A 15,817-nucleotide genomic window follows, 5' to 3' on the forward strand; every position below is an offset into this window, starting at 1 on the left:
CGCGGATACCCGCGAATCGCCCATGTCAGAATCAGCGGGTGCAGATCGGGATGCTGGGTCCGTTCGAGGTTCGCGCGGACGACGGCGACCCGGCCGACGTGCCGGGCGCGCGGCTGCGCGGGCTGTTGGTCGCCCTCGCGCTCAGGCCGGGTCACGTGGTCCCGAAGGCGACGCTCGTCGACTGGATCTGGGGTGAGCACCCGCCCGCCGACGCGACGAACGCTCTGCAACGCCTGGTCTCCCGGCTGCGGAAGGCGCTGCCGGAAGGATCGGTCGAGGGACGGACGGACGGCTACCGGCTGACGGTGGAGCCCGACGCCGTCGACGCGGTGCGGTTCGAACGCCTCCTCGGCCAGGCCCGCGATGGCGAGGACCCGGGGCGGGTACGGCTGCTGCGCGAGGCCCTCGCACTGTGGCGCGGTGCGGCCATGCAGGACGTCGGCCTGCCGGACAGCGCGGCGTTCGACGCGGCGGTCACCCGGCTCGAGGGGCTCCGCCTGACCGCGATGGAGGATCGGTTCGACGCGGAGGTCGGCCTCGGCCACGGCGCGGAGCTGGTCACGGAGCTGACCGACCTGGTGGCCGCGCATCCGGTGCGAGAACGGCTCGCCGCCGCGCTGATGCGTGCCCTCGCCGCGGCCGGCCGCGACACCGACGCGCTCCTCGTGTACCAGCGCACGAGAGAGGCCCTGGCCGACGCGCTGGGCGTCGACCCGTCCCCGGAGCTGTCCGCACTGCACGTCGCGCTGCTGCGGGGCGAGCTGGGGCGGCGGGAGGAGACCCGGAACACCAACCTGCGTGCCGAGCTGACCAGTTTCGTCGGCAAGGGCGACGATGTCGCCGCGGTCCGCGAGCTCATCGCCGAACATCGGCTCACCACCCTGATCGGGCCCGGCGGCGCGGGGAAGACCAGACTGGCCACGGAGACCGCGCGCACGCTGCGCGCCGATCTGCCGGACGGGGCCTGGCTGGTCGAACTCGCGGCCGTCGCCGCCGACAGCGATACGGGGGGCGGGTCCGAAGGGCAGGGGGGCGGGGAGAGCGTCGCGCAAGCGACGCTCGCCGCGCTCAGACTGCGCGACGCGCTGCTCGGCGAGGCACCGGACGCGGAGCCGACGAATCGGGTCATCGCCGCGGTCCGCGAGCGGGCGATGCTGCTGATCCTGGACAACTGCGAGCACGTGATCGAGTCCGCGGCGACGTTCGCCCATCGAGTGCTCGGAGAGTGCCGGCGGCTGCGCATCCTCGCCACGAGCAGGGAACCCCTCGGCATCACCGGTGAGGCACTGTGGCGGGTCGCTCCGCTGGCCCTGCCGGCCGGCGACGCGGGCCCGGGCGAGATCGAGTCCGCCCCGGCCATCCGGCTGCTGCGGGACCGGGCCGGCGCGGTGCGCAAGGACCTTGCGACCGGCGTCCGCACATCGTCGACCCTGGCGCGCGTCTGCCGGGCGCTGGACGGGATGCCACTGGCGATCGAACTCGCCGCGGCCAGGTTGCGCACCATGTCCCTCGATCAGCTCGCCGACCGGCTCGACGACCGGTTCCGCCTGCTGACCGGCGGCAGCCGTACCGCGCTGCCGCGGCACCGGACGCTGCGCGCGGTGATCGACTGGAGCTGGGAACTGCTCACCGACGCCGAACGGATGGTCCTGCGCAGGCTCTCGGTGTTCTCGGGCGGGGCGAGCCTGGAAGCCGCCGAACGCGTCTGCGCGAGCACGGAGGGCGGGCCCGAAGGGCAGGGGGTCGGGAAGAATACAGCGGTCGAGGCGGGACAGGTGCTGGAGCTGCTGACCGCGCTGACCGAGAAATCGCTGGTGGTCACCGAGGCCGAGGGGGCGCCGCGCTACCGGATGCTCGGCACGATCAAGGAGTACGCCGAGCAGCGTCTCGTGGAGGCGGGGGAAGCGGATCTGACGCGTCGTGCGCATCTGGCGTACTTCACCGAATTCGCCGAAATCGCGGAGCCGCGCCTCCGCCGTGCCGAGCAGTTGGAATGGCTCGCCACCTTGGAGGCCGAACACGACGACATCGGTGCCGCGATGCGCGGTGCGCTCGCGGCCGGCGAGGCGGACGGGGCGATGCGGCTCGCCGCGGCCGCCGGCTGGTACTGGTGGCTCGGCGGGCACAAGGCCGAGGGCAACGAGCTGATCCTGGCGGCCATCAGCCTGCCCGGCGACGTGGCCGATGAGATCCGGGCCGTGGTGTACGCGCTCGCCACGGGGTTCATGACCTCCGGGCGGGAGAGCGACCAGTACCAGGCGGAGGAGTGGATCCATGAGGTGCACGAGATCGACCAGCGTGTCCGGATCCGTCACCCGGCGGTCGGGCTGGTCGCCGCGCTGGAACGCCTGCTGCGAGCGCCGGACGCGTACCTGTCCGCGTGGGAACCGCTGCTCGCCGCCGAGGACCCGTGGGCGCGCGCGCTCGCCCGGCTGCAGCTCGGCAAGATGCGGATCATGCTCGGCGACGGCGACCGGGACGCGGACGCCTCACTCGAGGCGGCGCTCACCGAGTTCCGCGCGCTGGGCGACCGCTGGGGGATCTCCCTCGCCCTGACCGAGCTGGCGGATCGGATCGCCGTGCGCGGGGAGTTCGCCGGTGCGTGCGAGCACTACGAACAGGCGATCACGGTCGTCACCGAGGCCGGCGCCATCGAGGACGTCGTACGGATGCGGTCGCGGCAGGCCCAGTTGTACTGGCTGTCGGGAGACGAGGAATCGAGCGCGGCCGCCATGGCGGAAGCGCAGCGGTCCGCGGAACGGGTCGCCTGGCCGGGGGCGCTGACCGAGCTGGCCCTGTCGAAGGCGGAACTCGCCCGCTGGAGGGGTGACGCCGAGCAGGCGAGGCGGCAACTCGACGTCGCGACGGCCATGCTGGGCGACGCCGTCGAGCGGGCATCGGTCCGGGCGATGGCTCACGACCTGCTCGGCTACCTCGCCGCGGATGTCGGCGAGGCCCGTGAACACCGCGTCGCGGCCTTCCAGGCGGTGTCCGAGGTGGGGAGTTCAGCCCTCATGATCGCCCAGGTGCTCGTCGGGATCGCGGATCTGGCGTTGCGTCAGGAGCGGTACGCCCAGGCCGCGCGGCTGCTCGCGGCGAGCGCCGGCGTGCGCGGTCTGCCGGACCGTTCCCACCCGGATGCGGCCCGGATCGAGCAGGTCGCACGGCGTCGCCTCGGTGAGGTGCGGTTCACCGAGGCGACGCGGGAGGGGACGCAGGCGAGCTGGCGTGAGCTGGTCGCCGTCACGCTCGCTTGCTGAACGTGGAACGCGCCCACAGGTACCCGACGAGACCGATGCCGACGCACCAGGCGAGCGCGGCGATCAGGTCGCTCGTGTCCGGCGCACCGGCCAGCAGCCCGCGCAGGGTTTCGATGATCGGCGTGAAGGGCTGGTACTCCGCGAACTGCCGCAAACCCTGCCCCATCTTCTCCGCCGGTACGATCGCGCTGCTGAAGAACGGGAGCATGACCAGCGGCACTGAGGCCAGACCCGCCGTTTCCGGGGACTTGGCCGCCAATCCCAGGGCGACCGTGAGCCAGCCGGCCGCGAAACCGAGCAGCACGACGATGCCGACCACGCCGAGCCAGTCGAGGAAGCTCGCCGACGGGCTGAACCCCAGCAGGAAGGCGACTCCGGTGAGCGCCGCGATGGCGAGCAGGTTGGTCAGCAGGCTCGCGATGACGTGACCGGTCAACACCGCGCTGCGCGAGACGTCCATGACCTTGAACCGGTTGATGATGCCCTTGGTCATGTCGGAGTTCACCGACGTGGCGACGGACCCCAGCCCGTAACAGACGGCCAGCAGCATCAGTCCCGGCGTCGCGTAGTCGACGTAGTCGACACCGACGCTGAAGGCGTCACCGAGCATGTACACGAACATCAACATGACCACGATCGGCATCAGAACCGCGTTGAACACCGTCATCGGGTTCCGGGCGATGTGTTTGAAGTTGCGGCGCAACATCACCATCGAATGGGACATCATTTCGCGACCACCTCCGTGGCGTGGCCCGTCAGGGCGAGGAAAACGTCATCGAGGTCCGGCGTCTGGACGGAGAACTCCTCGGCGCTGACCGAGTACTCGTCGAGCCTGTCCAGCAGAGCCCGCAACGACCGCGTGCCACCGTCGCCGGGAACCCGCAGGGTCAGTGCCTCGTCGTCCCGCGTGGAGCCGGCGAGGATCCGGGCGGCCGCGTCGAGTTCCGCCGCGGTGCTGAACCGGAGCCGGACGTGGGTGCCGGGGATCTGGCGCTTGAGCTCGCCGGGGGTGCCCTGAGCGACCAGGCGGCCCTGGTCGAGCACCGCGACCCGGTCGGCGAGCTGGTCGGCTTCGTCGAGGTACTGGGTGGTGAGGAAGATGGTGACGCCGTCGGCCACCAGCTCGCGGATGATCGACCACATCGTGCGGCGGCTGCGCGGATCCAGGCCCGTCGTCGGCTCGTCCAGGAAGATGATCTGCGGGTCGCCGACGAGCGTCATCGCCAGGTCGAGCTTCCGGCGCATGCCGCCGGAGTAGGTCGACGCGGGCTTGTTCGCCGATTCGACGAGGTCGAAGCGCTCCAGCAGCCCGGTGACGACTCGCCTGCCGTCCTTGGCACGCACCGGGTTCAGATCCACCATCAGCTGGAGGTTCTCCTGCCCCGTCAGCAGCTCGTCCACCGCCGCGAACTGACCGGTGACCCCGATCGCGCGGCGCACCGCCTTGGCCTCGGTCGCGACGTCGTGTCCGGCGACGCGGGCCGTTCCGCCGTCGGCCTTGATCAACGTGGTCAGCACGTTCACCGTCGTCGTCTTACCGGCCCCGTTCGGACCGAGCAGGGAGAAGACCGTGCCCGCGCGGACATCGAAATCGACACCGTCGAGGACGATCTTGTCCCCGTACGCCTTCCGCAGCCCGGAGACCGCGATCGCTGAACTACTCATGCGCCCACCATCGGCGCGCGGCCTGTCACGCCCCTGTCACGCCTCTGACACGGTCCCTGTCACGGTCCCTGTCACGACCACTGACACGACCACCGACACGACCACCGACACGGCGTTCCGTCGTGTCGTATCAGGTCAGAGGCCGCGCTGCCCGCTGACGGCCGCCGGGTCAGCTCGGGCGGACGCGGTGGTGGGCGGTGCCGCCGAGCACGAGCCAGACTCCGGGTTCGACCTCCCGGGACCGGGCGCGCAGCTCGTCGCCGAGGTGCTCCGGCCACCGGGTGCGCGCCGACCAGCGGACCGCCCTGAGCCTGGCCCCGGTGAGGTCCGCTCCGGTGAGGTCGGCACCGGTCAGGTCCGCTCCCGTGGCGTCGGCGCGGACCAGGCGGGCGCGGCCGAGCCGTGCCCCGGTGAGGTTCGTGCGGACCAGGCGGGCGCCGGTCAGGTCCGCGCCGGTCAGCTCGGCCGGTGCCAGCTCGGCACCGGTCAGGTCGGCGCCGGTGAGGTCGGCCCCGGTCAGGTCCGCGCCGGCGAGGTTGGCGCGGGTCAGGTTCGCGAACAGCAGGTCGGCGTGGGCGAGGTTCGCGCTCATCAGCTGCGCCCGCGTCAGGCGGGCGCCGGCGAGGTCCGCCCGGACCAGGTTCGCCGAGATGAGATCGGCGTCGGTCAGCGTCGCGCCGACCAGCTCCCGCCCGGCCAGGTCGGCCCCGATGAGGTTCGCGCCGGTCAGGTCCCGGGCGACCAGGTCGAGGCCGACGAGGTCCGCGCCGGGGACGACCGGGAGCAGGGTCCGGTCTCTGGCGGGGTACACGTCGGCCGTGGCCTGGGCTCCGGCGGCGATCAGGAGCCGGGCCCACCAGGGCGAGACGGTCAGATGCACCCAGGGCCGCAGCGGCCGGGCCGCCGCGACGAGTCTGGCGGCCATGCGCCTGGCGTCGTTCGTCATCCGCGGCCCCCTCTCGGCCGGTGTCGTGCATCTCACCCGCAGAAGATACGGCTTTCCGAGCCGCTCGGAGGCACGGTCGCGTTCGCCCAGCGCGATCGTGCTCACGGTGGCCACCCCGCCACCAGCGAAACGAGTACGGGAACCGCGCCGCCCGCACGCATCGACTCCCGCCGCGACGCCATTCGCCCAACCCGGACCCGGCGGTCGCGGCGTGTCTCCCGGACGCGCGCCGCGCCGCGGTCGAGGTGACTTCGATCATGCGCGTCTCCGGTGAGGAGACGCCCGGCAGCGCATAGGCTCGCGGCGAGATGCGCGTGGCGATGCTCGGGCCCCTGCGGGTCCAGGACGGGGACGGCCGGCCGGTCGAGGTCGGCGGGGCCCGGCTGCGCCTGCTGCTGATCCGGCTGGCACTCGACCCCGGACGCGTCGTCACCGCGGACCGGCTCGCCGACGACCTGTGGGGAGACGACGCGCCCGCCGATCCCGCCGGGGCGCTGCAGACGCTCGTCGCGCGGCTGCGGCGTGCCTTCGGGGACGAGCGCGCCCGTATCGTGTCCCATCCGGCCGGTTACCTGCTCGACGTCGCACCCGCCGACGTCGACGCCGTGGCGTTCGAGCGGGCGGCGGCGGACGGCCGTGCCGCGCTGGAGGCCGGTGACCACGCGCGGGCGGCGGAGCTGTTCCGCGACGGCCTGGACCTGTGGCGCGGGGCGCCCCTCGCCGACGCCGCCGGCGCGGGGTTCGCCCTCGCACCCGCAGCGCGGCTCGAAGAGACACGCCTCACCATGGTCGAGGACCTCCTCGCCGCCGACCTGTCCGGGCGGGCGCCCACGGCCATCGGCGAGATCGAGGCCCTGGCTCGCGCTCATCCCCTGCGCGAACGCCTGCACGCCCGGCTCATCCACGCGCTGCGCGCCGCGGACCGGCGGGCCGAGGCGCTGGAGGCGTACGAGCGGATCCGGCGGGAGCTGGCGGACCGGCTCGGCGTCGACCCCGGGCCGGAGCTGCGCGAGGCGCATCTCGCGGCGCTCCGGGAGGAGAACCGCCGCGGCGTGCCCGCGCGGGCGACCAGCTTCGTCGGCCGCGAGACCGAGCTGGCGCGGGTCCGCGAGCTGCTGGCGGCGCACCGGCTCGTCACGATCACCGGGTTCGGCGGCACCGGAAAGACCCGCCTGGCCCTGGAGGCGGCCGACGGGGCGGCGACGCCCGTACGCCTGGCCGAGCTCGGCTCGGTCGCCGACGCCGCACGCGTCGTGCCGGCCGTCACGGCCGCGGTCGGCGGCGGCGACCTGTTCGGAGCCGGCGCGGACCGCACGCCGCTCGAACGCCTCGGCTCCATGCTCGCCGGGCACGATCTGCTCCTCGTCCTCGACAACTGCGAGCACGTCGTCGACGCCGCCGCCCGGCTCGCCGAGCACCTCCTCGCCGCGGCGCCGGGCGTCACCATCCTCGCCACGAGCCGGGAGCCCCTCGCGATCGCGGGCGAGGCCCTGGTGCCGCTGGCGCCACTCGACGTCGACGGGCCCGCCGTCGCGCTCTTCGCCGACCGTGCCCGTGCGGTGCGCCCCGGCTTCACCGCCGACGACGCCGTGGCCGGCATCTGCCGTGCGCTGGACGGCATCCCGCTGGCGATCGAGCTGGCCGCCGCCCGGCTGCGGTCGCTGACGCTCGGGCAGCTCACCGAGCGGATCGGCGACCGGTTCGGGCTGCTCGAACGCGGCAGCCGCACGTCGGTGCCGCGCCACCGTACGCTGCGGGCGGTCGTGGACTGGAGCTGGGACCTGCTCGGCACGGCCGAGCGCGCGGTGCTCCGCCGGCTGTCGGTCTTCCTCGGCGGCGCCACGGTGGAGGCCGTCACCGAGGTCTGCGCGCCCGAGGGCGACCCCGTCGACCTGCTCGCCGGGCTGGTCGACAAGTCGCTGCTCATCATGGCCGAGACCGAGCAGGGCGTCCGGTACCGGATGCTGGAGACCGTCCGTGAGTACGCCGGGGAACGACTGGACGACTCGGGCGAGGCCGAGCGCGTACGGGAGGCGCACGCCGCGTACTTCCTGGCCCTGGCCGAGACCGCCGAACCCCGGCTGCGCGGCCCCGGGCAGCTCACCTGGCTGGCACGCCTCGACGCCGAGCAGGGCAACCTCGACGCCGCGCTCGGCCACGCGATCGACCGCGGCGAACGCGAGCGGGCGCTGCGCCTCATCGCCGCGCGCACCTGGGCCTGGCTCATCCGCGGGCGGCGGCGTGAGGCGGGGGAGTGGGCACGGGCGGTCCTGGCGGCCGTCGGCGACGAGCCTCCGCCCGGGCACGAGGCGGCCTACGCCATGTGCGTGCTCATGGCTCCCCTCGACGACCCGGCGCGGGTGAAGAGCGCGCTGGAGGTGACCCAGCGCTCCGACCGGCCCGCCGCGCTCGCGGCGTGGACGATGACGAACGGTTTCTCGGACGGGCCGGAGGCGATCCGCGAGCGGGCCGACGAGGCGATCGAGCGGTTCGCCACGGCCACCGATCCCTGGCTGCGGGCCATGGCCGACATGGCGTACGGAGTGATCACCTTGGAGTACGTCGCCGGAGGTGCGGGAAAGGCCGAGGAGCGGCTCCGCGCCGCCCTCGACGGTTTCACGGCCGTGGGCGACCGGTGGGGCCAGGCGGTCACCCTGTTCGCGCTGGGCAACGTGCTGGCCAACCGCGGCTCGTGGCCGGAGACCGTGCGCCTCCTCGAACGCGCCCGTGCCCGCGCCGCCGAGGTGGGCGGCGCGGAGGAGATCCCGGTCCCGATGATCTTGCTGGTCCGGCTCGGCGAGGCACGGATGCGGGCCGGCGACCGGGACGGCGCGCGGGCCGACCTGGAGCGCGCGCTGCCCGCGGCCGAGCGCGGCGCCGATCCGATCGCCCTCGCCCGGGTGCGGCGCGCCCTCGGCGATCTCGCGTACGCCGAGGGCGACCTCGCCCAGGCCGCGGCCTGGACGAGGGCCGCGCTGGCCGGGGCGGGCGACGCGCCACCGCAGTTCCTTGCGCTGCTGCACATATCGGCGGCGCTCGCCGAGGACGCCCTCGGCGAGCACGGGCGCGCCGGCGAACTGCGCGCCCGCGCCCTCACACTGATCGCGGACACGGGCGACGACGTGGCCCGCGCGAGCGTCCTGGAGGAGGCCGCCGCGCGGTGCGCCGACCCGGCCGACGCCGTGACGGTCCTGGCCGCCGCCCGTAGGCTGCGCGGCATCGAGGACACCGCCGACCCCGGTGTGCGCGCCCTCCTCGCCCGCTGCCGTGCCGAGCTGGGGGAGGAGGCGTTCGCCGCCGCCTGGGCGCGCACTCTCGCCGACCCCGAGGCGTTCGTCGCTCAGACCAGCGCCCGCAGGTAGTCGTCGACCGGTGCGTCGTAGACCCCGATGTAGCCGTCGGGCCGGACGAGCACGAGGCCGTCCGTGCCGTACGCGCGGCGCGCGTGTCCCGCCGCGTCGACCAGGTCGGCGCCCTCGTCGCCGACCGTGTAGGCGCGGACGGCGGCCCCGTACCGCTCGTTCACCCGGGCTACCGTCTCCGCGTGCCCCTCCCCGAAGGCCAGCAGCGTGAAGTGCGGGCCGCGGAAGACGTCGAACAGGTGTCCCTCCCGCAGCGGCGCGTCCGGCGCGCGCTCCCCGGCCTTCCCGCCGCCGACGGACAGTGAGGCGCCGGGATAGCCGATGCCGAGCTGATCGGTCTCCTTGCCGCGGCGGTACGCCTCGGCCCGGCGCTCGGACATTCCCCGGTACAGCCGGGTGCTGAGGCCGAGCACGCCGGCGGCGACCGGGAGCCGCTCCTCCTCGTAGGTGTCCAGCGCCCGCTCGGCGGCGAGCTTCCAGCCGAGGTTGTAGGCGTCCTGGACGCCGGTGTTGAGGCCCTGGCCGCCGGCGGGGGAGTGCACGTGCGCGGCGTCCCCGGCCAGGAAGACCCGGCGGTCCCGGAACCGCTCGGCCATCCGGATGTTGACCCGGTAGACCGACGCCCAGCGGACCTCGTGCAGGCGGACGTCCGACGCCTCCGAGACGATCTTCTGGAACGTCGGGAGCGTCAGCTCCGGCGTGTCGGTGCCGGTGAGCGGGGCGACGAGCTGGAAGTCCTCGGTGCCCGGCAGCGGGCAGAGAGTGAAGTGCGGCGTCCGGCTCGCCATGTCGCCCCAGAAATGCCAGTGGTCCCGGTCCACGTCGTCGGTGCGGACGTCGGCGATCAGCATCCGCTCGGTCTCGTGCGTCTCGCCCGCGAACCCGATGCCGAGCCGCTTGCGCACGACGCTCCGGCCGCCGTCCGCGCCGACGAGGTAGGCCGCGCGGATCCGGTCGCCGCCGGCGAGCACCGCCGTCACCCCGTCGTCGTCCTGCTCGAAGTCGATCAGCTCGCCCCGCTCGACCCGTCCGCCGAGCTCGGCCAGCCGGTCGCGCAGGATCTGCTCGGTCCGCCACTGCGGGAGCATCGGCGCCAGGGGATACGGCACCTCCGGAGTCGGCTCCCTCGGCTCGTGCATCCGGCCCTCCCAGACGACCTCGCCGTCCGCGTACGAGCGCAGCGGCGGGTACGGCGCGCCGGCCGCCCATATGGCGTCCAGCACTCCCAGGTCGTCGAAGACCTCCAGCGTGCGGGGCTGCAGCCCCTTGCCGCGCGACCCGGTGGGCCGCTCCTTCTCGATGATCCGGAAGTCGGCGCCCCGCCGCGCGAGGTCGCAGGCCAGGGTCAGTCCGGTCGGCCCGGCACCGACGATCAGTACTCGTGTGTCGTTCATGGCCCGTACGGTGCCGGGCGCCGCTGTCAGCTCACCGGCAGCCCGCTGTCAGCCGGATGCCATCGACGATCAGCCGCAGTCCGTGCTCGAAATGCTCCTCCGGGTGGGGTGCCGTCAGGTCGCGGGCCGCGGCGTGCAGGTGCGGGTGGGTCCGCGGGTCGAGGGCCCGCGTGAGGCGCGCGGTGGCCTCGGCGCCGCCGTCGGAGAGCGAGGCGGCGAGTTGTTCCTCGATGACGTGGCCGACGACGAAGTAGTTGAGCGTGTCCACCGTCCAGGCGGCGTCCCGGCCGCTCAGCCCGGCCTCGCGCAGGGTGGCGACCATGGTCTCGCCGTACGCCAGGGCGTTCGGCAGGGGAAAGAACACGCCGGAGAACACCCGGGCACCGTCGCGGCGGGACAGCAGCGCGCGGCGGAGGCGGCGGGCCATCTCGGCGGCCCGCTCGTGCCAGGGCAGGCGGGCGTCCAGGTCCTCGGTCAGGCCGGTGAGCATCGCCTCGGCCATGGCCTCCAGCAGGGCCTGCTTGCTGGGGAAGTGCCAGTACGTCGCGCCGTTCTTGACGCCCAGCGCGGTGGCGAGCCGGCGCATCGTCAGGCCGTCGAGACCCACCTCGTCCAGCAGGTCCAGGGCGGCCGTCAGCACGTGGTCGCGGGTCAGCCGCATGGCGCGTCCTCTCGATTTCACGTTGACAGGCACGATCAGTATGGCGCAGACTTCAACGCCGTTGAAGTTAAACGGTGTTGAAGTTTTGGGGAGGTCGCATGCGCCGGGTCTGTTTCCGCTCCTACGGCGGGCCGGAGGTGCTCGAGGTCGAGGAGGCGCCGCGGCCGGAGCCCGGCGAGGGCGAGCTGCTGGTCGAGGTCGGCGCGGCCGGCGTGACGTACCCGGTGGTGCGGCTCACGCACGGCCCGGACGTTCCTCTTCCGCACGTGCCCGGCGGTGACGTCGTCGGCCGCGTGGTGGCGGCCGGGCCGGGGCTGGACGGCCGGGTCGGCGAGCGGGTGGCGGCCCTGGCGTTCACCGGGGCGTACGCCGAGCTGGCGGTCGTTCCGGCGATGTTCGCGTTCCCGGTGCCCGACGCGGTGGACGACGCCGGGGCGGTCGGGCTCGTCCGCGGCGGGCAGGTGGCGCTGGGCGCCCTGCGCGCCGGTGCCGTACGGGCGGGGGAGTCGGTGGTGGTCACCGGCGCGGCCGGAGGCGTGGGACACCTCGCCGTGCAGCTCGCCCGGGAGCTGGGCGCCACGCGTGTGGTGGCGGCCGTGGGCGACCGGGCCAAGGCCGTCTTCCTGCACGACCTCGGCGCCGACGCCGTCGTCGCCTACGACGAGGACTGGGGCGAGCCCGCCGACGTCGTGGTCGACGGGGTGGGCGGCGAGGTGCAGGCGGCGGCGCTGCGGGCGCTGGGCCCGCTCGGGCGGCTCGTCGCGTACAGCGGCGCGGGGCGGCCGGTGGACGTGAACGAGCTGCGGGCGCACGGGCGGTCGGTGATCGGCTTCGCCATGCGGCCGTTCGCGGCCGGACGGCCGGAGGCGTACGCGCGGCAGCGGGAGGAGCTGTGGGACCTGTACGCGCGTGAGCGGCTGACCGTCGGCGTGCACCGGACCCTGCCCCTGGAGGAGGCCGCCGAGGCGCACCGGATGATCGAGCGCAGGGAGAACCGGGGCCGGGTCCTCCTGCGCCCGTGATGTCTCGGATATGAGACGGCGCGCGGGTCGCGGGGGTGCCGCGTGCCGTCTCGCGGGTGGGATGCTGGCGGCGTGAGCACCGTGATCACGAACATCGGTGAGCTGGCCGGCGCGGCCGAGGACCGCTGGCTGATGGAGGACGCCGCGCTGGTCATCGACGGCGGGCGCATCGCGTGGGCGGGTCCGTCGGGGCAGGCGCCCGCCGCCGACGAGGCGTACGACGCGGGCGGGCGCGCGGTGCTGCCCGGGTTCGTGGACTCCCACGCGCACCTGGTGTTCGCGGGGGAGCGGGCCGAGGAGTTCGCCGCCCGGATGAGCGGCCGCCCGTACGCCGCCGGAGGCATCCGCACCACCGTCGAGCGCACGCGCGCCGCCTCCGACGATGAGCTGGCGGCCAACGTGCGGCGCCTCGTCGCGGAGATGGCCCGGCAGGGGACGACGACGGTCGAGTGCAAGTCCGGCTACGGCCTCACCGTCGAGCAGGAGGAGCGGGCCGTGCGCATCGCGGCCTCGCTGGTGGACGAGGTGACGTTCCTCGGCGCCCACGTGGTGCCCGCGGACATGGACCCGGCGGAGTACGTGCGGCTCGTGACCGGGCCGATGCTGGAGGCGTGCGCGCCGTACGCGAGGTTCGTCGACGTCTTCTGCGAACGCGGGGCGTTCGACGCGGACCAGACGCGGGAGATCCTGACCGCCGGGCGGGCCGCCGGGCTGGTGCCACGGCTGCACGCGAACCAGCTCGGGCACGGTCCGGGCGTGGCCATCGCGGTGGAGTTCGACGCCGCCTCGGCCGACCACTGCACCTTCCTGTCCGATGAGGACGTCGCCGCGCTGGCGGGCTCGCGGACGGTGGCGACGCTGCTGCCGGCGGTGGAGTTCTCCACGCGCCAGCCGTACCCGGACGCCCGCGCGCTCATCGACGCCGGGGCGGACGTCGCGCTGGCCACCGACTGCAACCCGGGCTCGTGCTACTCCTCCAGCATGGCCTTCTGCGTCGCGCTGGCCGTACGGGAGATGCGGATGACGCCGGAGGAGGCCGTGCGCGCGGCGACCGAGGGCGGGGCGAAGGCGCTGCGCAGGACGGACGTCGGGCACCTGCGCCCCGGCGCACGCGCGGACGTGCTGGTGTTGGACGCGCCGTCGCACATCCATCTCGCCTACCGGCCGGGGGTTCCCCAGGTGGCGCGCGTGTGGCGCGACGGCCGGGCCGTGTAATTCCGGAACGGCGTTCGGCGGACGACCCTGCGCGTGGGTTCGTGCCGCCGGTCGGGCTGTCGGTGAGCGGTAAGTTCATCTCACTCGCCGTGAACCTGCAACTTTCGATGTTATATATCACAGCGCTCCGAAGTGATGATCGCCCAGAAGTGGCTCACCGGCGAGTGGAGTGCGATCCGCCGAGCGCCCCAGCTGGCACGCTGACTCGTCGACCTCGGAGTTCTCGAGACTTTGTGATCGGGTCTTGACGTGTCGACATGACTACTTCAAGCTCTGTTAAGTATGCAACAGTTGGAGTGAGAAAAAATCATAAAAGCCGTTATGTTCGGAGCTCCTTCTCACTCCTGAGCCCGCGCACCACACGACCTCGGGATCTCGTCGAAACAGGAGGCAGAGCGCGCATGGCCGGACACCAGGAAGGTGCGATCACACGCCGCAGAATGCTGGGATACGCCGGTGCGGCAGGGCTGGCCGGAGCCGGAATCGTCGTGGGCGCCAGACCGGCGTCGGCGAGCACGTACGGCTTCGACCAGCTCTTCGAGCTGCCCGACACCGACAACATGCAGGGCCTGGCCTACCGCCGTGGCCGCTACTACGTCGGGTTCGACGTGGGCGACGGCCACGGAGTGATCCGGGTGTACGACGGCTCCGGGAACAAGCTGAAGGAGACCACACAACTCGCCGTGGGGCACGCGGCCGAACTGAGCTTCCGCGACCGCGACGGGCACCTGTACGTGGCCACCGGAGGCGGGACCAACCCGACCAAGGTGCACGTCGTCGACATCGCCGCCGCGAACCCGAAGGTCATCCGAACGATCGACTTCGCCTCGCTTGGCAACTCGGGTCTGGTCGCCGTGGACAACCGGCGCGACGGCCTGCTCGTGCACGCGGGCCCGGACGACGACGGTCCGTTCGTCTTCGCCTTCGCCGGCTTCGATGGCACCGTGCGATCGAAATTCACGCTCGAGAGCCAGGGAGTTCCGCAGGGCCTGGAGATGGCTCGGGACAAGATCCTCTACTACACGAACAACACGATCACCGTACTGAGCCGTAAGGGCGCCATCCTGGAGGTGATCAATGTGCCCGAGGCCGGTGAGAGTGAGGGCCTCGCCGTCGCGGAAGCCGGAACTCACACGCGGGTGTTCGTCGGCTACAACAAGCCCAACCGCCTCTACGCCATGAGGCCCGCCTTCAGCTGATAAGCATGGCGTCCAGTATCAGTACGTCCGCACCTGCGCCCCGGCGCACGTGCGGACGTACTGATACTGGACGCGCCGTCACACATCCATCTCGCCTACCGGACGGGGGGTTCCGCAGGTGGCGCGCGTATGGCGCAATGGCCGGGCCGTTGAATTTCGGAACGGCAATTCGTCCTAAAATTGAGCGGTAGAGCTTTCTGCTCGCTCTGGAGAGAAGTATTCGCCGACGTCAGGACCTTTCTCGGCCACCGTTGGGCGTTGACTGATCACCGGTCGTCATCCACTGTGGGTGGTGCACTGGCCCTAGCCCCTCGGGAGTCCATGATGCGCGACCTTGATCGTTCGCGGCCTCAGGCGGACCGGTACCGGTTATCCGTGACCTGAGCGTACGTTCCTACGCTGCCGGTAGAAGTTTGCCCGGACGAAGGGATTGATTTCGTCCGGCCGAAATCGACTATGCCACGAGGCGAAAGTGATCAACATTCTCATCGTCGAGAATATGAACCTTGTCAGAGGCGGCCTTGTCGCCTTACTTTCCGGACATCCGGACATGGAGGTGGTCGCGGCGCTGGAGTCGGCCGACAAGGCCCTCCCGACCGCACTCGAACTCGAACCCGATGTCGTCATCCTCGGAGCGTGCATGGACGACGGCTTCGCCGTCGTCCGGTCCCTCCACGAGGAGGTGCGGTCCTGCGCGACCGTGATCATGGCGAACCGCCGCCGCCCGGGCGACCTGCGCCGGGCCGTCGCCGCCGGCGTGACGGGCTTCCTGCTCATCGACACGCCACCGGCCGACCTGGCCGATGCGATCCGGCGTGTCGCCCAGGGGGAGCGGGTGATCGACTCGGAGCTGGCGTTCGCCGCGCTCCACCGCCCGGAGAGCCCGCTGACCGAGCGCGAGGTGGACGTACTGCGGCTGGCCGCCCAGGGCGCGTCGTCGGCGGAGATCGCCGGTCACCTGTTCCTGTCGGTCCGCACGGTCCGCAACCACATCTCGCGGATCATCGGCAAGATCGGCGCCCGCAACCGCGTCGACGCCATCCGCATCGCCGACGACGCGGGCTGGCTCTGACCAGGGACCGTCTCAGAGCCC

The 15,817-nt window shown here is 72.8% G+C and carries 11 protein-coding genes; 6 read left to right on the top strand and 5 right to left on the bottom strand.

What is annotated here, in order from left to right; translation table 11 throughout:
- The first annotated feature begins 38 nt into the window (after positions 1 to 38).
- Positions 39 to 3,260 (top strand): BTAD domain-containing putative transcriptional regulator, encoded by a 3,222-nt coding sequence (locus tag OG417_RS15640; RefSeq protein ID WP_329256029.1) that lies wholly within the window; start codon positions 39 to 41, stop codon positions 3,258 to 3,260.
- Here OG417_RS15640 and OG417_RS15645 read toward each other — a convergent pair.
- The 3 genes from OG417_RS15645 to OG417_RS15655 all read right to left on the bottom strand — a co-directional run bounded on the left by OG417_RS15645 (position 3,244) and on the right by OG417_RS15655 (position 5,976).
- The gene (locus tag OG417_RS15645) at positions 3,244 to 3,987 is read right to left on the bottom strand and encodes an ABC transporter permease (RefSeq protein ID WP_329256030.1); all 744 of its coding nucleotides are present in this window, start codon (positions 3,985 to 3,987) and stop codon (positions 3,244 to 3,246) included. The genes OG417_RS15640 and OG417_RS15645 overlap by 17 nt on opposite strands.
- Positions 3,984 to 4,925, bottom strand: coding sequence for an ATP-binding cassette domain-containing protein (locus OG417_RS15650; RefSeq protein WP_329256032.1), 942 nt, complete (start codon positions 4,923 to 4,925; stop codon positions 3,984 to 3,986). The genes OG417_RS15645 and OG417_RS15650 overlap by 4 nt, the downstream gene beginning before the upstream one ends.
- 169 nt (positions 4,926 to 5,094) lie before the next feature.
- Positions 5,095 to 5,976 (bottom strand): pentapeptide repeat-containing protein, encoded by an 882-nt coding sequence (locus OG417_RS15655; RefSeq protein ID WP_329256034.1) that lies wholly within the window; start codon positions 5,974 to 5,976, stop codon positions 5,095 to 5,097.
- A gap of 203 nt (positions 5,977 to 6,179) precedes the next feature.
- Here OG417_RS15655 and OG417_RS15660 point away from each other — a divergent pair, with 203 nt between their 5' ends.
- Positions 6,180 to 9,233 (top strand): BTAD domain-containing putative transcriptional regulator, encoded by a 3,054-nt coding sequence (locus tag OG417_RS15660; RefSeq protein WP_329256036.1) that lies wholly within the window; start codon positions 6,180 to 6,182, stop codon positions 9,231 to 9,233.
- Here OG417_RS15660 and OG417_RS15665 read toward each other — a convergent pair.
- A complete protein-coding gene (locus tag OG417_RS15665) occupies positions 9,212 to 10,627 on the bottom strand; it encodes an FAD-dependent monooxygenase (protein WP_329256038.1) in 1,416 nt (471 codons plus the stop codon). The two genes, OG417_RS15660 and OG417_RS15665, sit on opposite strands and share 22 nt — an antisense overlap.
- A gap of 31 nt (positions 10,628 to 10,658) precedes the next feature.
- A complete protein-coding gene (locus OG417_RS15670) occupies positions 10,659 to 11,288 on the bottom strand; it encodes a TetR/AcrR family transcriptional regulator C-terminal domain-containing protein (RefSeq protein WP_329256040.1) in 630 nt (209 codons plus the stop codon).
- 98 nt (positions 11,289 to 11,386) lie between these two features.
- Between OG417_RS15670 and OG417_RS15675 the strand changes: the two genes are divergently transcribed.
- The 4 genes from OG417_RS15675 (at position 11,387) to OG417_RS15690 (ending at position 15,796) form a co-directional block, all read left to right on the top strand.
- Positions 11,387 to 12,310, top strand: coding sequence for a quinone oxidoreductase family protein (locus tag OG417_RS15675; RefSeq protein ID WP_329256042.1), 924 nt, complete (start codon positions 11,387 to 11,389; stop codon positions 12,308 to 12,310).
- Between the two features lie 72 nt (positions 12,311 to 12,382).
- Positions 12,383 to 13,525, top strand: coding sequence for an imidazolonepropionase (hutI, locus tag OG417_RS15680; protein ID WP_442875691.1), 1,143 nt, complete (start codon positions 12,383 to 12,385; stop codon positions 13,523 to 13,525).
- Between the two features lie 401 nt (positions 13,526 to 13,926).
- On the top strand, positions 13,927 to 14,724 hold the full coding sequence (locus OG417_RS15685) for a hypothetical protein (protein ID WP_329256044.1): 798 nt from the start codon (positions 13,927 to 13,929) through the stop codon (positions 14,722 to 14,724).
- A gap of 472 nt (positions 14,725 to 15,196) precedes the next feature.
- Complete coding sequence (locus tag OG417_RS15690) at positions 15,197 to 15,796, top strand: response regulator transcription factor (RefSeq protein WP_329256046.1); 600 nt, start codon at positions 15,197 to 15,199, stop codon at positions 15,794 to 15,796.
- The last annotated feature ends 21 nt before the right edge of the window (positions 15,797 to 15,817 follow it).

Source organism: Actinoallomurus sp. NBC_01490 (genome assembly GCF_036227085.1).
GTDB classification, from domain to species: domain Bacteria; phylum Actinomycetota; class Actinomycetes; order Streptosporangiales; family Streptosporangiaceae; genus Actinoallomurus; species Actinoallomurus oryzae.

Bases quoted from the DNA above. Each gene is read 5' to 3' on its own strand.
- OG417_RS15645 (WP_329256030.1), bottom strand. From the start codon at position 3,987: ATGATGTCCCATTCGATGGTGATGTTGCGCCGCAACTTCAAACACATC.
- OG417_RS15650 (WP_329256032.1), bottom strand. From the start codon at position 4,925: ATGAGTAGTTCAGCGATCGCGGTCTCCGGGCTGCGGAAGGCGTACGGG.
- OG417_RS15660 (WP_329256036.1), top strand. From the start codon at position 6,180: ATGCGCGTGGCGATGCTCGGGCCCCTGCGGGTCCAGGACGGGGACGGC.
- OG417_RS15665 (WP_329256038.1), bottom strand. From the start codon at position 10,627: ATGAACGACACACGAGTACTGATCGTCGGTGCCGGGCCGACCGGACTG.
- OG417_RS15670 (WP_329256040.1), bottom strand. From the start codon at position 11,288: ATGCGGCTGACCCGCGACCACGTGCTGACGGCCGCCCTGGACCTGCTG.
- OG417_RS15675 (WP_329256042.1), top strand. From the start codon at position 11,387: ATGCGCCGGGTCTGTTTCCGCTCCTACGGCGGGCCGGAGGTGCTCGAG.
- OG417_RS15685 (WP_329256044.1), top strand. From the start codon at position 13,927: ATGGCCGGACACCAGGAAGGTGCGATCACACGCCGCAGAATGCTGGGA.